General features: G+C 42.7%; 16 protein-coding genes. 8 read left to right on the top strand and 8 right to left on the bottom strand.

From position 1 onward, the window contains the following. Nucleotides 1–153: 153 nt before the first annotated feature. On the top strand, nt 154–717 hold the full coding sequence (locus tag JU57_RS01350) for an HD domain-containing protein (RefSeq protein WP_037955908.1): 564 nt from the start codon (nt 154–156) through the stop codon (nt 715–717). Here JU57_RS01350 and JU57_RS01345 read toward each other — a convergent pair. Both JU57_RS01345 and JU57_RS01340 read right to left on the bottom strand, forming a co-directional pair. Further along, the gene (locus JU57_RS01345; RefSeq protein ID WP_037955906.1) at nt 714–1,490 is read right to left on the bottom strand and encodes an NYN domain-containing protein; all 777 of its coding nucleotides are present in this window, start codon (nt 1,488–1,490) and stop codon (nt 714–716) included. The genes JU57_RS01350 and JU57_RS01345 overlap by 4 nt on opposite strands. 45 nt (nt 1,491–1,535) lie before the next feature. Further along, nucleotides 1,536–2,759, bottom strand: coding sequence for an MFS transporter (locus JU57_RS01340; protein WP_037955904.1), 1,224 nt, complete (start codon nt 2,757–2,759; stop codon nt 1,536–1,538). Nucleotides 2,760–2,881: 122 nt separating this feature from the next. Between JU57_RS01340 and JU57_RS01335 the strand changes: the two genes are divergently transcribed. Together JU57_RS01335 and JU57_RS01330 are read left to right on the top strand one after the other, a co-directional pair. Continuing rightward, on the top strand, nt 2,882–3,163 hold the full coding sequence (locus JU57_RS01335; RefSeq protein ID WP_037955901.1) for a BrnT family toxin: 282 nt from the start codon (nt 2,882–2,884) through the stop codon (nt 3,161–3,163). Then, entirely contained in the window at nt 3,156–3,431 is a 276-nt protein-coding gene (locus JU57_RS01330; protein ID WP_037955898.1) for a hypothetical protein, read from the top strand. The genes JU57_RS01335 and JU57_RS01330 overlap by 8 nt, the downstream gene beginning before the upstream one ends. Before the next feature lie 218 nt (nt 3,432–3,649). Here the strand turns inward: JU57_RS01330 and JU57_RS01325 are convergent, their stop codons facing one another. Next, a complete protein-coding gene (locus tag JU57_RS01325; protein WP_037956058.1) occupies nt 3,650–4,000 on the bottom strand; it encodes a YiiD C-terminal domain-containing protein in 351 nt (116 codons plus the stop codon). Between the two features lie 192 nt (nt 4,001–4,192). Between JU57_RS01325 and JU57_RS01320 the strand changes: the two genes are divergently transcribed. The 4 genes from JU57_RS01320 (at nt 4,193) to ldhH (ending at nt 7,577) form a co-directional block, all read left to right on the top strand. Beyond that, entirely contained in the window at nt 4,193–4,468 is a 276-nt protein-coding gene (locus JU57_RS01320) for a BrnT family toxin (protein WP_037955895.1), read from the top strand. Further along, entirely contained in the window at nt 4,465–4,674 is a 210-nt protein-coding gene (locus JU57_RS01315; protein WP_037955893.1) for a hypothetical protein, read from the top strand. Before JU57_RS01320 ends, JU57_RS01315 begins: the two co-directional genes overlap by 4 nt. Before the next feature lie 216 nt (nt 4,675–4,890). Then, a complete protein-coding gene (locus JU57_RS01310; protein ID WP_037955890.1) occupies nt 4,891–5,454 on the top strand; it encodes a lactate utilization protein in 564 nt (187 codons plus the stop codon). Beyond that, nucleotides 5,451–7,577, top strand: coding sequence for an L-lactate dehydrogenase (quinone) large subunit LdhH (ldhH, locus tag JU57_RS01305; RefSeq protein WP_037955887.1), 2,127 nt, complete (start codon nt 5,451–5,453; stop codon nt 7,575–7,577). The genes JU57_RS01310 and ldhH overlap by 4 nt, the downstream gene beginning before the upstream one ends. Nucleotides 7,578–7,619: 42 nt before the next feature. Here ldhH and JU57_RS01300 read toward each other — a convergent pair whose 3' ends face one another. From JU57_RS01300 to cstA, 5 genes are all read right to left on the bottom strand, one after another. Beyond that, nucleotides 7,620–8,093, bottom strand: coding sequence for an FKBP-type peptidyl-prolyl cis-trans isomerase (locus tag JU57_RS01300; protein ID WP_037955884.1), 474 nt, complete (start codon nt 8,091–8,093; stop codon nt 7,620–7,622). 29 nt (nt 8,094–8,122) lie between these two features. Next, nucleotides 8,123–9,241, bottom strand: a complete 1,119-nt coding sequence (locus JU57_RS01295) for an aminotransferase class I/II-fold pyridoxal phosphate-dependent enzyme (protein ID WP_037955881.1) — start codon at nt 9,239–9,241, stop codon at nt 8,123–8,125. Nucleotides 9,242–9,308: 67 nt separating this feature from the next. Then, complete coding sequence (locus JU57_RS01290) at nt 9,309–10,325, bottom strand: GTP-binding protein (protein WP_037955879.1); 1,017 nt, start codon at nt 10,323–10,325, stop codon at nt 9,309–9,311. Between the two features lie 66 nt (nt 10,326–10,391). Next, a complete protein-coding gene (locus JU57_RS01285) occupies nt 10,392–10,592 on the bottom strand; it encodes a CstA-like transporter-associated (seleno)protein (protein WP_037955877.1) in 201 nt (66 codons plus the stop codon). Between the two features lie 52 nt (nt 10,593–10,644). After that, on the bottom strand, nt 10,645–12,768 hold the full coding sequence (cstA, locus tag JU57_RS01280; protein WP_037955875.1) for a pyruvate/proton symporter CstA: 2,124 nt from the start codon (nt 12,766–12,768) through the stop codon (nt 10,645–10,647). Nucleotides 12,769–13,191: 423 nt separating this feature from the next. Between cstA and JU57_RS01275 the strand changes: the two genes are divergently transcribed. After that, a complete protein-coding gene (locus JU57_RS01275; RefSeq protein WP_037955874.1) occupies nt 13,192–14,319 on the top strand; it encodes an aldo/keto reductase in 1,128 nt (375 codons plus the stop codon).

Below are 14,319 nucleotides of genomic sequence, written 5' to 3'. Positions count from 1 at the left end.
TAGATTTTTATTAATATTAATTCAATCAATAAAGATTGTTTTAAAGTTGGTATTCTAACACAATATTCTCAGTATGACGGTGCAAAAAGAGGCTTTAGTGAGATCTTTACATGTAAAACGGTAAAATGGCTCATTTACATGTAAAGGATAAAAATGCCAATACGAGAAGAGGCGTTTGCCTTGTTAAAAACCTACAATGGCGCGGCACTCACCACACATGGATTAGCTGTTGAGGGAACGATGCGTTACTTTGCACGAAAAGCAGGCGAAGATGAAGAAAAATGGGGCATCGTAGGACTATTACACGATTTGGATTATGAAAAATTCCCCGATCAACATTGTGTTAAAACCGCAGAAATTATGCGTGAAAAGGGCTACAGTGAGGAGATTATACGCGCGATTGTTTCGCATGGTTGGGGCATTTGCTCCGATGTCGAGCCTCTTAGTTTGATGGAGAAAACTCTCTATGCTGTGGATGAACTCACAGGGCTTATCACCGCGTGTGCATTGGTTCGACCAAGCCGTTCGGTCATGGATTTGGAGCTCTCATCGGCGAAAAAGAAGTTCAAAGACAAAGCATTCGCCGCAGGGGCGAGCAGGGAAGTCATTTCAAAAGGGGCGGAGATGTTAGGCGTGAGTTTGGATGAGCTGATCACCGATGTGATCGCTGCGATGAGAGAGATCGCTCCAACGCTTGGGCTGGAGCTTAAAAACTAGCGTCGTCTTTTAGGGGCGGCGACTTTTTTTGCCACAGGACGGTAGTCCACGATGGTCGTGGTTCCTTTGCCTGGGTAGCGTTTCATCTCAAAGTGTTCGCCAAGTTTCGCAAGCAGTGAGGTGATCTTGCTGGAGCCGTAGGTGCGTGGGTCAAAGTCAGGAGACTGGCGTTTGATGTACGCACCAGCCGCCGAAACGCTTGCCCAACCCTCATCATCTTGGGTCTTTTCCCAGCCTACATGTAAAATCTTAGCAAGCTCTTTGAGTGCATCATCATTGGAGACTTTGGAAGGTTTTTGCTCAGGCGTGCCTTCGAGTGTTTCGGTGTTAACGCTCAGATTTTCGGTGAAGATGAAGTCATCGCAGGCATTACGAAAGGAAATCGGCGTTTTATGCTCGCCAAATCCAAAAACATATATCTCCGATTCTTTCAGGCGCGAAGCCAGTTTGGTAAAGTCGCTGTCACTGGAAACCAGTGCAAACGCGTCAAATTTTTGTGTATAAAGTAGATCCATCGCATCAATAATCATCGAAGCATCGGTCGAATTTTTCCCCGTCGTGTACGCAAACTGCTGAATCGGCTGAACCGCCAACTCATTCAAGCTCTCTTTCCAATTTTTGAGATAACTGCTCGACCAGTCGCCGTAAGCGCGCTTGACGATGATATGCCCGTGTGTTGAAAGTTCAGCTAAAATGAGTTCTAGTTTGCTTTGTTGCGCATTGTCGGCATCTATTAAGACAACGATTCGTTTCTCTTCATTGATATTTTTCATATATATGCCTTTGCAAAGTGGTCTCATGGAAACATTATAGCTTAGTTATGATGGCTTAACACTTTGTGCGCTTCTCCACAAATAGCGCGAAAAAAGTGCAATGATAAAAAGGGCAATACATCCCTCAAACAGCAAGGTCTCCGCCGCTCCACAATAGTGCGAAATCGTACCAATTAAGAGCGCTCCAATGGGTTGTGTACCAAAAAAAGCCATCGCAAAATAGCTGATGACGCGCCCTCGCATTTCGCTTGAAGAGGTGGTTTGAAGCAGCGTGTTGATGATGGTCGTTTGAAGCATCATGCCAAATCCTGCGATGGTGCAAAAGAAAAAGGCAAACGCCAAAGTGTGGGAAAGTGCAAAAAAGACCAACCCAAGACCCAGAAGCACGGTGGCAAAAATTAGTAATTTTCTAAGGTTACTACTGGTTTTAAGCGAAGCAAGTAAAAGCGCTCCACTGAGTGCGCCCACCCCCACAAAACTGTTCAAATACCCATAAATCATCGCATCCCCCGTCAACGTCTCTTTGGCAATAATCGGAAACAGCGTTGTGTAGGGAAGTACAAGCAGGCTCATCAACGCGAGCAGTAAAACCAAAACGCCCAACCTTGGGGTTGATTGGAGGTAGCGCAGACCATCTTTAAGATCGCTCAGAACCTTTTGCGTGTGCGCTTGGGGAATATAGGTCGGCAATTTTAACAGAAGCAGTGAGGCGATCACGGCGATGAAGCTGAGCGCATTGAGCATAAAACAGATGCCAGCACCAAAGCTTTCAAGGATCAGACCTGCAAAGGCAGGACCGATGAGACGGGCGAGATTGACCATGGACGAATTGAGTGCGATGGCATTGCCCACATCCTCTTTTTGGCTCACCATAATGTGCATCAAAGACTGACGCGCAGGCACATCAAATGCGTTTATGATGCCCAGTATGACACTCAGCACAATCAACTCCACAACCGAATAATCGGTCAAAAAAACGATCAATGCCATCACAATCGCTTGAATCATCGAAGCAATCTGCGTGAAAAGAAGCACCTTAAAACGATTGTACCGATCAGCGATAGCGCCACCCAAAAGTGAAAATAAAAAGGAAGGAAACTGAGAAGCAAACACACTCAGCCCCAAGATAAAAGCAGAGTTCGTCTGCACGTAAATAACCCAGTAAACAGCCGTCCGCTGCATCCACGTGCCCATAAGTGAAACGGATTGACCTGCAAAAAAAAGTCGGTAATTAAGACTCCGAAAAGCCCTGAAGGTGTGGATGTTCATGGTGAGATTATAGCGGAGTTAAGGTTTGAAATGGATTTACATGTAAAGAGTGAGAGAAGATTTAAGAGTAATTTTAAATAGAAATAGATATGCTTTGTATATACAGATTTTAAAGGATTTACTTGAAATTTGAATGGGATGAAGCAAAAAATAGCGCACTGAAAAAGACGCGAAATGTCTGCTTTGAAGATGTTTTAGTGGCGATGAGCGAAGATAGACTCTTAGATATTGTGCCTCATCACAATCAAGAACGCTATGCGCATCAAAAACTTTTTATCGTCAAAATTCGCGCTTACGTCTATTATGTACCGTTTGTAGAAGATGATGAGAAAATATTTTTAAAAAATATCATTCCTTCTCGAAAATACCAAAAGCACTATACACAGGAGAAATCAAATGGATAAATTAACCAAAGAAGAGACTAAAATCGTAGAATACATCGAATCAGGAGCTACTTCAAGTGTTGAGAATGTCAAAGACGAGATAGCGCGGTACAAAGCCATTGCCCTGAAGCAAACAACCAAGAAAAAAGCGATCAGCATTCGACTTTTAGAGAGCGATATAGAAGCGCTAAAAGCAAAAGCCTTGGCGCAAGGGATGCCCTACCAAACGCTTTTAAGCTCCATCGCACATCAATATGCAAGTGGGAAAATTGAGTTGAAGAGTTCGTAAATATTTTTGAAAAAACCTTATTGGTTAACTAGCAGTTGCGGGGGTGTTATATATTAAGACTTTATAACACAAATCATTTGGTGATATTGAACAATTCTCCAATTTAGATGACTTGATAGTTAGTATCATGCCATCTGGTTGAAGGTGTTAAGGTGCTATTGTATTTTTTGCACAAACCACTCAAATCGTCCTAAGCAGGTGGTGAGTGCATTACCATCTTATATTTCTACTTCAACGCTGATGGAAGCTCGACCTTTTTTTGCCAATTGTTCTTCAAATTTTTCTCTCATGGTATCATCGATATGTGTCAAACCATAAATCACACCTGTCGCTGGTTTTTTAAACTTGATTTCTGATTCTCTTAAAATGGGTACTACATTTCCATCAAGATGAGGAAACATCTTTTGCAATGCCTCACCGCTAAGAGTCTCGGCTAGTGTAAATTGAGCACTTGCATGAACGGTTTGGATGTGGTTTTCATTGCTTTTATCTACAGGCAATACAAGATGTCCATCCTGCGTACGAGCGAGTCCAACTTTTTGAACAAACGGAATTTCTAAAACATTCACTGGTGCGTTCCTTTATATTTGTTCTTGAAAAAATATGTGGTAATGCTAGCTAAAAGTTTATAAAACCTTTACATGTAAAGAAATTAATGGTAATTTAAATTTTATATAGACATGATGCGAATATACTGCATTGTGTCAAAATCAATGGCATGATTTGTGATATAATTTAACAATACAAATCAAAGGAAACCGATGAAATTTGAGTGGGACAATCAAAAAGCATTGTCAAACATCAAAAAACATGGAATTTCTTTTGAAGAAGCGAGTACGGCATTTGGGGATTTTTTATCTCTTGTTATTGAAGACCCAGCGCATTCAAAAAATGAAAATAGATTTATTTTAATAGGACGATCTATTGAAGCCAATACGTTAGTTGTTGTGCATATTGAAAAAAGCGATGTGATTCGTATTATTTCTGCACGAAAAGCAACTAAGAATGAGCAAAAAGCTTATGAGGAACAAAAATGAAAACAAAAACTGAGATGCTACCTGAATATGATTTTAGTAAGGGAGTGCGTGGAAAATACGCGGAAGCATATCATAAAGGCGTGAATGTCATCAAACTAGACGATGATGTATCAAGTGTATTTTCCGATGCAAAATCTGTCAATGAAGCATTGCGTACGATGATAAAACTTATTGCTCAAAATAGACCAAACCTAGGAATGAATTAAATCGGTTTAATCGTTCTTAGGTTTCCCTCTTGTTAGTGTGTATCAGAAAGTAAACCTCATATTCTCTCCTTTGTAAAATCTCCTAAATCTCATACATTCGTCATTCGTCCAAGCTAGAATAGTTGTATCTTTATATTAAGTATAATAATTTATACTTTATTAAGTTTTATCGTTACATGTAAAGAAAATTAGCTCACATAAAAAGGAGACATACGTATGTTTGAAAATTTTAAAGCGAGGGCTGAAACATCGGGAAATACCGAAGTAAAGCGTTTTGCGACGACGAATGAGGCACTGGTATTTATCGAAGCGTTCCTCGAAACAGAGGAGGTCAAAGATGCGTCAGGCTCTTACGCTGTTTGGGCGAATAGTCCCATCTTGAAGCAATTTGACAACCAGGCGATGGCTGAGAAATTTCCGGGTCTTTATTTTCACGTGACACGTGAATTGGCAAAAGGTGCCAAAGTGGGGATTACCCAGTTAAAATGGGGGCTGGCAGAGACGGGCAGTATGGCGCAAGACTCGACCGATGTGGAACAACGCTTGGCTTCCGCACTGGCGTGGATTCATGTGGCAATTCTTCCGACGTCAAAAATTATTGCGGATATTCCAGCACTCATGACCAAAATGCACCCCAAAAATGACAAATACATCACGCTTATCACGGGGGCGAGTAAAACAGCAGATATTGAACGTGTGCTTGCCATTGGGGTGCATGGGCCAGAACGACTGGTGATTGTGTGTGTCGATGATTTAGAATTAGAAGGAGCAGCGTCATGAAAGAAGGTATGTCAGCATCTATCCATAAAGCCCTTGAAAATCAAAACCTTGCAGGTATTTTAGACAGGTGGAATTACCCAGCAACGAGAGCCAAAGCGTTTGAAGGGGTTGATTTTGAAGCGTTGAGAAGCAAAATCGCAGACATTAAAGGTGAAGCGGCAGGTCGTCTTGATGAGTTAGCCGAAACGTTTAAGAAAAATGCAGAAGCCAATGGCATCAAAGTGTTTCGTGCCAATAGCGCAGAAGCTGCACGACAATACATCGCCAATTTGTGTAAAGAAAAAGGTGTCAAAAAAATCGTCAAATCAAAATCCATGGCAACCGAAGAGATTCATCTCAACCATTTCCTTGATGAATTTGGCATCCAATCCGACGAAACCGATTTGGGTGAATGGATCTGCCAACTTGCACACCAAACACCTTCCCACATGGTTATGCCAGCCCTTCACTTAACGAAGGAAGAGATTTCAGACCTGTTTGCGGAAGAGACCAAACAACCTTTGGATAATGACATCCAAAAGCTGGTTAAAGTGGCACGAAAAGCGATTCGTGAGAAGTTTTTTGAAGCCGATATGGGCATTTCAGGCGCTAACATCGCCATTGCAGAAACGGGTTCCATCGTCATCTGTACGAATGAAGGCAATGCGCGCCTTGTCACAACGCTTCCAAAAGTTCATGTCGCCTTAGTCGGTCTTGAAAAACTCGTACCCAACTACACAGATGCCGCACCTATTTTAGCCGCTCTGCCACGCAATGCAACCAGTCAGTTGCTCACCAGTTACGCTTCGTTTATCTCAGCACCCACGCTTAATGATGATGGAACGATGAAAGAGGTGCATATCGTTTTAATGGACAACAACCGCCTAAAGATGGCAGAAGATCCGAAATTTAAAGAAGCGCTTCAGTGCATTCGCTGTGCGGCGTGTCTTAATGTGTGTCCTGTATATCGTCTTGTTACAGGACATGTTTTTGGTGACATCTATACGGGAGGTATCGGGACGATTTTGACGGCATGGTTTAATGAACTTAAATCGGCTGAAGATATACAAGCACTCTGCATCGGATGTGATAAATGTAAAGATATTTGTGCCGCGAAAATTGACATCCCAGGGCTCATCTTAGAGATTCGTCGTCGTGCTGCAACCAAAGAGGGTTTGCCATTTATTTATAAAAGTGCGCTTCAAGTCATCAATAACCGTAAGGTTTTCCACACGATGCTTCGCACTGCTTCTGTGCTTCAAAAACCGTTTGTCAAAGAGGGTTTTATCCGCCATCTTCCGATGTTCCTCTCAGGTTTGTCCGAGTACCGAAGTTTACCATCCGTCGCACCGTCTCCTTTTAGAGATATTTTCAAAACGCTTAAACAACCTAAATGCGATGAAAAAGCAGCCTTTTACGCAGGGTGTGCGCTTGATTTTGTCTATCCAGACGCAGGTGTGGCGATTGTGAAGATTTTAAATAAAGCGGGCATTGAAGTGCTTTTCCCAGAAGAGCAATCCTGCTGTGGTATTCCTCACTGGGGAAGTGGCTCGTTTGATATGGCAGCAGACGCCGCAGAGCGTAACATCTTGCCACTGCTAGAGGGCGATCCTAAGTATATCGTGGTCAGTTGTGCGAGTTGTACGACTGCGTTGAAAAAAGAGTGGGCGAAAATACTCAAAGAGCAACACAGAGAGACATTGATTCCAGCGGCGAACAAAGTCGCATCGAGAACCTATATGTTCACGGAGTTGGTCGATAAGCTCATTAAAGAAAAACGATTGACCCCAAAAGAGGGCATCGAGCTTCATACTTTGACGTACCATGACTCGTGTCACGCTAAACGCCATGTGGGTGTCTTTAAGGAGCCTCGCGCTGCGCTCAGTGCGGCAGGTTATGAGATTAAAGAGATGAATGAGTGCGATACGTGTTGTGGCATGGGCGGTTCGTATACCCTTAAACAACCAGAGATTTCGATGCAAATGCTCAAACGAAAGCTCGAAAACATCGAAGCAACGGGTGCAGAATTTGTCTCGGCTGAGTGTCCAGGCTGTTTGATTCAATTAAGGGGAGGTTTGGATAAATCAGGCTCTAAAGTTAAAGCGATTCACCCTGCGGAACTCATGGTCGATAAGTTCAAATAAGTTTACATGTAAGGAGGTTTTCCTCCTTACATGTAACAATTTTTATCTCGCGTGCTCTTCTTTGATCTCTTTGGCAGTGGCTTTACGAACGGCTAAAACCGTGGCGGTAAAGATGACATCAATGCCTGCAAGTGGGTGATTGCCATCTAATGTGACGTTGTCTTTGGTGATCTCTTTGATGGTGTACGATATTTTTTGATCTTCTATTGCATCGTCTTCATCTTCAATCATTTCCACAAATTGCTCTCCGACATAGATATTATCATCAAACTCGCCACGCTCTTCGATGGTTACGAGTGAGTCATCGTATTCGCCAAAGGACTCTTTGGGGGTCAGTTGTACCGTGATGCTATCGCCTACGGTTTTACCCTCTAGCGCTTTTTCGATTTTCTCAAAGATGTCGTTATAGCCACCGTGAAGGTAAATGAGCGAATCAGCGCCTGAATCAAGAACGTTTTTAGCGGTATCGGTGATGGTGTATTCGAGGGTGACGACAGAATTTTTAGAGATGGTCATGGTGTTTCCTTGTGTCTGTTTTTTGGATTTTATCTTCTTTTGGACAAATAATCCCTGAGTCGTGTTATGCCCTCGCTCATATGCTCAATGCTTCTGGTGTAAGCAAAGCGAAGGTATCGGTGTGTTCCATTACTTCCAAAGTCGATGCCAGGGGTCGTTGCGACATGGATGTTTTCTAAAAGCTCTGTGGCAAAAGCAAAGCTGTCATCTGAGTATTTTGAGATATTCGCCCAGATGTAAAACGCCCCTTCAGGTTTCACGTCGATCTCGAAAAGTTGTGAGAGTTCGGTGTATAAAAAATCACGCCTAGCTTTGAATTCGGCTTTTATTTCTAAAAGATAGGCTTCATCAAACGCTTTAAGCGCTCCGTATTGGCTGAGCGTGGGTGCTGAGATAAAAAGATTTTGCGCGATGATTTCGGCATGGCGTATTTTTTCTTTAGGGACAATGACCCAACCCAAACGCTGACCAGGCATGCAGTAGTATTTGGAAAAACCATTAATCACCAAGACATTTTTGCCAAATTCGAGCGCACTGTGGGCGTTTTCTTCATAGGTTAAACCATGATACAGCTCATCGGAGATAAAGGCGATTTGATGCGCCTCACAGTACTCAACAAGTTCTTTAAGATTCTCTTTTTGGTAGATATTTCCCGTGGGATTGGCAGGCGAAGAGATTTGAAGTGCGTCAAGCTGGTGCGGTGTCAAATCTTTTACATGTAATTCAAAATCATCCTCTTTACCGATGGGCATAACCAGCGGTTGGATGTCAAGAAGATGTGCGAAGTTTTTGTAACAGGGGTAGGATGGATCACTTAGTCCCAAGGTCGCTCCATTTTTTAGAGTCAGCGCATAGGCGATCAAAAAAGCACCGCTGGTTCCCGGTGTTAAAAAGATTTGGTCGATTTCTGTTTTGACGTTGTAGGTTGTTGCGTAATGCTGTGCAATTTTTTCACGCAAAGCAATTAAACCGTGACTTTGCGTATAAGAAAAGCGGTTTTCATCAATGCTTACATGTAACGCTTTTTTGACATTAGGGGAGGGTGGAAGATCGGGCTGTCCGATCTCAAAATGGATGCTATCCGAAAATTTTTCAGCCTCTTTGACGATGTCCATGACAATAAAAGAACTCATTTGCTTGCAACGCATACAGTGACCTTTGGGTTTTAAAGCGGATATTATAGCTCATTTGAAAGCAGAGAAGCGATTGCTTCCCTTACGCTACGGTTTGGAGAAATTGAACTTTGAGCTCTTCGTAAGGCAGTGGTCGACTAATCACCACCAATAAGGATTTACGTTCGTTCTCAAAGGGTGAGCCAAAATCAAACCCAACCACTTTATGAACACCTTGCACAATTAAACGACGTTCATCGCTATTGACGGCGAGAACACCTTTGTAACGCAGCATGTCATTGCCATACACTTCGACAAGGTTTTCCATAAAAGTACCAATTTTTTTGATGTCAAGCTCACCTGCTTCAAAGACGTAAGAGGTGATGTCATCGTTCCATGAGTGTGTAGGCTTTTGAGCACTGAAGCTTTTAAACTGGATGGTTTGAACATCTTTAGCTTGGTAGAAACCTTGGTTTACATGTAAAGAATCACTAAGCTCAAATGCGCCTATACCGATCCAGACTTCTTTGGGTAGTTCGCCTCTAAACGCCTCAAAAATTTCTGCTTTCGAGTTGATGGCATGGATGCGTGAAAGCACATGTTCTTTTTGTGCCTCATCGACACTGTCGGTTTTTGTGAGAATAATTCTGTCTGCAAAACCAATTTGAGAAGCGGCAACTCTGTGCTCATCGAGCTGTTTGATGATGTGAATGGCATCAACAAGCGTAATCACCGCATCGAGCATGATACGTTCGCAAATAATCTCATCACTAAAAAACGCTTGAACAATCGGTGCAGGATCAGCCAACCCTGTGGTTTCCAACAAAAGACGGTCTGCTTTGAATGCACCAGAATCCATTTTTGCCAGTAAATCATGAAGCGCTTTGGTTAATTCGCCCCTGATGCTGCAACAGACGCAGCCGTTACTGAGTTCGACGATTTCGACATCTTCGGTGCTTTTCAAGAGTGCTCCATCGACATTCACTGCACCAAATTCATTTTCAATAATGGCTATGCGCTCACCGTGATTGTGTTCTAAAAGATAGTTGATGAGCGTGGTTTTACCCGCTCCTAAAAATCCTGTTAAAATTGTGACAGGAAGTGGAGGATTTTGATCCATTGATGTGCCTTTAAAATTTTGTGTCACCATCGATACATGTGTGCTAAAACTTTAGCCTCAGAGGTGTTAACAACAACTTGTCATACCGTTTTTGCCTCCATATCGGGCTTCAACACGGTCTTTGTAAAATTCTTCATAACTCATGGGTTTTTCATCGGGGTGGGTTAATTTCATGTGCTGTACATACAGATCATAATCAGGCACACCGGCTATTTGACTAGCAACCTTTCCCAAATACTTGCCTGCTTTTACAATCTTGTCAAACATTACGTTTTCCTTTAAGAGCCAAGAGGTGTTGCCACCTCTTGAGACTTATCTTTTAATGTGCGATACCTCGTACAATATCTTCTGCATTGGCAGGCATTGGAGCATACGGCACTTCAACAGTTGTTGGTTTATCAGATTTGAGTGCTTTAAGGCATGCTTGAACCGTAAAGCCGATCATCACAACGACAACAATCATAAATCCAACAATTAAGAAACCATCGAGTTGGTTGTTGAAAATAACGCGCTCAACCGCTTCTTGTGATTTAAAGACCGCACCTGGTTTAAAGTTACCACTTGCTAGTAAATCTTTCAGTTGGTTTGCTTTCGCAAAAAAGCTAACCGCTGGATCAGAGTCAAATGCTTTCAACCAACCAGCACTCATCGTACAAATGACAAGCCATGTTGCAGGAACAATGGAAACCCACGCATACATTTGTTGTTTCATTTTGAAAAGAACCACGGTGCAGAGCATCAAAGCAATCGCCGCTAGCATTTGGTTGGTAATACCAAAGAGTGGCCACAAGGTGTTAATGCCACCCAATGGATCGACAACGCCGACATAGAGGAAGTAACCCCATGACGCAACAACGAGTGCGGTAGCCAGTAGATTGGCAAACAACGAGTTGGTACGTTTAAGATTTGGATTGATGAGACCGAGTAAATCTTGCAACATAAAGCGAGCGGCACGTGTACCCGCATCAACGGCTGTCAAGATAAAGAGCGCTTCAAATAAAATCGCAAAGTGGTACCAAAACGACATTGAGCCAAGACCGCCAAGCGCACTGTGGATGATGTGTGCCATACCCACCGCAAGGGTAGGAGCACCACCTGCACGAGAAATAATGCTTTTTTCACCGACATCGGCTGCAATTTGCGTCAAAATATCAGGGGTAATAACAAAGCCCCAGCTACTCACCGTTGCAGAAGCAGCGGCAGCGATGTCAGCTAAACCTGTTGGGTTGAGTGCACCCATAGGAGAGTTCATCGCAAAATAAACACCCGGATCAATGATAGAGGCTGAAATCAGTGCCATCATCGCAACGAACGATTCCATCAACATACCGCCATACCCAATCATACGTGCTTGAGTTTCATTGGCAAGCATCTTAGGTGTGGTACCTGAAGAGATAAGAGCGTGGAAACCAGAAACGGCGCCGCACGCAATCGTAATAAACAAGAATGGGAAGAGTGTTCCTGCCCATACTGGTCCATGACTGCCAAAAGCGTATTTGGTAACGGCAGGCATTTGCATCATAGGCATCATTACAATAATACCAATCGCTAAGCCTACAATAGCACCAATTTTTAAGAACGTGGAGAGGTAATCACGCGGGGCTAAAAGCAACCATACAGGAAGGACAGACGCTACGAAACCGTAGATGACCAATGCCCATGTGAGCGCAACACCATCAAGATCAAAGTAAGGTGCCCATGTTGGACTTACCGCAACTTGACCTCCAAGGATAATGCCAAAGATAAGACCAGCAATACCAAAGACAGAAGCTTCAAGAATACGACCAGGACGAATAAATCGGAGGTAAATACCCATAATGAAAGCCAGTGGAATGGTAAAGGCAACCGTAAAAGTTCCCCAAGGGCTGTGTGTTAAAGCTTTAACAACGACCATCGCAAGAACCGCTAGGATAATGATCATGATCATAAAGCACGCAATGAGCGCAATGACACCAGGGATAGTGCCCATCTCTGTCTTAACAAGATCACCCAATGATCTACCATCGCGTCTGGTAGAGACAAAGAGTACCATATAATCTTGCACCGCACCGGCGATCACAACACCGATTAAGATCCAAAGCATACTTGGCAAATAACCCATTTGCGCGGCTAAAACAGGACCAACAAGCGGACCTGCTCCTGCAATGGCAGCAAAGTGGTGACCAAAGAGAATGACTTTGTTGGTTGGGACATAATCCAGTCCATCATTATGACGAAACGCGGGTGTCATACGTGTGGCATCCACCTTTAGAACCTTATCTGCAATGTAAAGGCTGTAAAAGCGGTATCCAATCAAATAGACACATACAGACGCGGTTAATACCCACATAGCATTAATCGATTCACCTCTGTTCAACGCAATGTAACCAAATGCAAAAGCACCTAAAATGGCTACAAATAACCAAGCAATCTTTGAAGATGCGCTGGTATTGCTTCCTGACATAACTTACCTCCGTATAAAATGTGCAACGCTAACGTAGAGAACTTTACCATGGAGAAATCGCACAGAACACGAAAATCCCTTAGATGCGTAAAAGCTATCATATATTCCTTTAGTTTTGGATTAAGATTTTTTAGTTTCAATGGGTAAATTGATGTGCTTTACGAGCACAATTTTTTATTATTTTTTTGATACGATAGCCTTCAAATAGGCGATACTTGATATTTTATCACAAAAAAATCTATGAATATTATTCAAAATAATATGTAATGATGCTGTAATCTTTTGCAATTTTTTACGTAAATTATGTAGTTTTGTAGCACCACATTCAAAATGCTTTCCCAGCGTTGCAAGCGCTATACGGAACGTTTCTTGTATATGAAAGAAGGGGTTATACTAAAGTTCATTTTTAAAGAGAGGGAAAGAATGCGTTTAACATATGCAACAGCAGAAGCGACGTATAGCTTTGCTAAACGTTTTGCGAACTATAAAGATTTTTATGCCAGACATGATGGACTGATCTTCTCAAAGCTTGGGTTTGGAACCTTTAAAAAAGAGCCGTATAAAGAAGAAAATTATACCTTTGATTATAAAGAGGCACTTAAAACGGCTATTAAAAGTGGTATCAATGTCATCGACACCGCCATCAACTACCGCTATCAACAAAGCGAACGCGAAATCGGCGAAGTGCTTGAAGAACTCTTTGCAAAGGATGAAGTCAAACGTGAAGAGCTCATTATCTGCTCCAAAGGGGGCTTTGTTCCGCTTGATTTTCCGTTTCCTGAAAATCCTTACGAGTGGATCAGTGAGCATATTATTCAAAAAGGGTTAGCTTCAACCGAAGACATTGAGTTAGATCAGCACTGTATGACGCCTGCTTTTCTCAAAGACTCGCTGGATCGTTCTTTGGCTAATTTACATGTAACGTGTTTAGACATCTATTTTTTACACAATCCCGAGACGCAACTGACCAAAATAGGGTATACCCATTTTTTGAAACAACTGGAAGCAATTTTTGCCAGTTTTGAAGAGCGTGTCAATGAGGGAAAGATCAAATCGTATGGCATTGCGGTGTGGAATGCGTTTACGTATGAAGAGGGTAATAGCGAGTACATTCGCCTCGAAGATGTCTATGATGTTGCCTGTAAAGTAGGTGGCGCTAACCATCACTTTAAGTACATTCAGTTTCCGTTTAACATCGCTAAAACCCATGCGTACAGCATCCCCAATCAAAAAATGCGCGATGGCAATTACTACACACCACTGCAAGTGGCGCACAAACTGGGGCTTGGTGTCATGAGTAGCTCATCGTTGTTACAAATGCACCTGTTTCAAAAACCGTTTAAACCCGAAGTCGGTTACTTGCTTGATTCAAACATGGAGCTTCAAAGCGATATTCAACTCGCCCTTCAATTTGTACGCTCGACCAGAGGCATTGTCACCTCCTTGTTTAGTTCCAGTAAAAGTGAGCATGTCAGTAGCAATCTGAGTATTGCTACGGTTCCTGCGACCAACAGTGCCAAATACAACCTTCTTTACACAGTGGAGCGATAA

Source organism: Sulfurospirillum sp. SCADC (assembly GCF_000743525.1).
Lineage (GTDB): Bacteria > Campylobacterota > Campylobacteria > Campylobacterales > Sulfurospirillaceae > Sulfurospirillum.
The sequence above is the reverse complement of the archived record's forward strand: the minus strand, read 5'-3'. Positions and strand labels throughout refer to the sequence as shown.

Coding starts and splice junctions, on each gene's coding strand:
- JU57_RS01350 (WP_037955908.1), top strand. CDS start 154: ATGCCAATACGAGAAGAGGCGTTTGCCTTGTTAAAAACCTACAATGGC.
- JU57_RS01345 (WP_037955906.1), bottom strand. CDS start 1,490: ATGAAAAATATCAATGAAGAGAAACGAATCGTTGTCTTAATAGATGCC.
- JU57_RS01340 (WP_037955904.1), bottom strand. CDS start 2,759: ATGAACATCCACACCTTCAGGGCTTTTCGGAGTCTTAATTACCGACTT.
- JU57_RS01330 (WP_037955898.1), top strand. CDS start 3,156: ATGGATAAATTAACCAAAGAAGAGACTAAAATCGTAGAATACATCGAA.
- JU57_RS01320 (WP_037955895.1), top strand. CDS start 4,193: ATGAAATTTGAGTGGGACAATCAAAAAGCATTGTCAAACATCAAAAAA.
- JU57_RS01315 (WP_037955893.1), top strand. CDS start 4,465: ATGAAAACAAAAACTGAGATGCTACCTGAATATGATTTTAGTAAGGGA.
- JU57_RS01310 (WP_037955890.1), top strand. CDS start 4,891: ATGTTTGAAAATTTTAAAGCGAGGGCTGAAACATCGGGAAATACCGAA.
- ldhH (WP_037955887.1), top strand. CDS start 5,451: ATGAAAGAAGGTATGTCAGCATCTATCCATAAAGCCCTTGAAAATCAA.
- JU57_RS01300 (WP_037955884.1), bottom strand. CDS start 8,093: ATGACCATCTCTAAAAATTCTGTCGTCACCCTCGAATACACCATCACC.
- JU57_RS01295 (WP_037955881.1), bottom strand. CDS start 9,241: ATGCGTTGCAAGCAAATGAGTTCTTTTATTGTCATGGACATCGTCAAA.
- JU57_RS01290 (WP_037955879.1), bottom strand. CDS start 10,325: ATGGATCAAAATCCTCCACTTCCTGTCACAATTTTAACAGGATTTTTA.
- JU57_RS01285 (WP_037955877.1), bottom strand. CDS start 10,592: ATGTTTGACAAGATTGTAAAAGCAGGCAAGTATTTGGGAAAGGTTGCT.
- cstA (WP_037955875.1), bottom strand. CDS start 12,768: ATGTCAGGAAGCAATACCAGCGCATCTTCAAAGATTGCTTGGTTATTT.
- JU57_RS01275 (WP_037955874.1), top strand. CDS start 13,192: ATGCGTTTAACATATGCAACAGCAGAAGCGACGTATAGCTTTGCTAAA.